A 1473-nucleotide genomic window follows, 5' to 3' on the forward strand; every position below is an offset into this window, starting at 1 on the left:
TCTTCCCAAAAAATTGCGGTGACAATTCCGTATGACAGGGATCGTACGAGTTATGAATGGGGGATGCAGTTTGGTTCCCCGCAAATTAATACAAAGGTCCATCACATTATGGAAGCAGCTGGTCTTGATATTCCAACCCAGCATACATCCTCTATGAAAAAGGGTCTCTTTGGTTTACGAAATTAAAAGGGAGGCAGTAGTATGTGGGGCTATTTACAGGGAAAACAAGTCGCCTTAAAGCGAAATCGAGTTGATTTATATCATTTTGGTTATATGATTCGTTCCAAATCAGCTCGAAAGTTAGGAACAACTACAGCTCAACAAATTAAAGATATCACGGATGAAATTCGTGCATTTTTAGTAAAAGACCATCGTGATATTTTAAGCGAATCTTTTATGAATAAAGAAAAGAGAGCAGCTGTAGAACAAATCATTAAAAGCTTTCTATTAAGTAATCAAGTCGTCATTTCAGATGTACCTTCTGAACAATTATTAAATATGGTATGTGATGATATTGTGGGATTTGGAATTATAGAACCTTTAAAAGAAGATCAGGATGTAACCGATATTTATATCAATGGTACAAAAGAAATTATTTACGAAAAAATTGGAGAGGGAGAGTTAACATTCCCTTACCGATTTGAGACGGAAGAAGAGGTAAAGGCTTTAGCCTATAAGATGGTAAATAGTACGTCAGAGTCATTAAATACAGCAAAACCATATGTGGACTGCGTGTTTCCCTATATCCGTATCAATATTGCTTTAGATGAACTTGGGGGACTCGGGACAACAATAACGATTCGTAAGAATGCAGATCATCTTCGTGCTTCTGAAGAGCGAATGTTATCTACTAATCAAGCGTCAAAAGAGATGTTGGGCTTTTTGGCTGCAGCCGTGAAAGCCAAAATGAATATTCTAGTCGCTGGAGCAACAGGGACAGGGAAATCAGAGTTTATGAAATTTCTTGCTTCTCATATTCCGAAAGGAAAGAAAAAAGAACGTACTCTTGTAGTAGAAGATAACCCTGAATTATATTTGCATCGAATTTTTCCAGAACATCACTTTGTTCCGATGCAATGTAGGGCATCGGAAGTAGAAGAAAATGCAATTGATTTTGATAGATTGTTAACGAATGCACTACGTCAAGGACCAAAGCGATTAATTGTAGGGGAATCGAGGGGTAAAGAAGCATTAAAAATGATTAACTTTTTCCAAACAGGCCATCCTGGCTTTACCTCTGTCCATGCAAGAAGTGCCATAGAAGCAGTCAGACGTTTAATGCTCATGTGTCTGCAAAGTGGTGCGAATATTGATGCCCAGTATTTATATGAATTAATTTCACAGACATTCGATGTGATTGTCTTTTTAGAAAAGAAAGATGATGGGAATCGTTATATTACAGAGATGATTGAATTATTAGATTATCGAGGTGATATACAGTTTAATGAACTTTCTCAGTTTATCCCGACATAC

General features: G+C 36.9%; 1 protein-coding gene and 1 pseudogene. Both read left to right on the forward strand.

All coding sequences use genetic code 11. From position 1 onward, the window contains the following. Positions 1-186 (forward strand): annotated as a pseudogene (locus FOT98_RS30185) (AAA family ATPase); the annotation flags it as partial. A gap of 15 nt (positions 187-201) precedes the next feature. Continuing rightward, positions 202-1473 (forward strand): TadA family conjugal transfer-associated ATPase (locus tag FOT98_RS30190; protein WP_144291217.1); only part of this gene is annotated, 1272 nt, incomplete at its 3' end.

Origin of the sequence: Bacillus sp. HY001, from assembly GCF_007558965.1 — a bacterium.
GTDB lineage: Bacteria > Bacillota > Bacilli > Bacillales > Bacillaceae_G > Bacillus_A > Bacillus_A mobilis.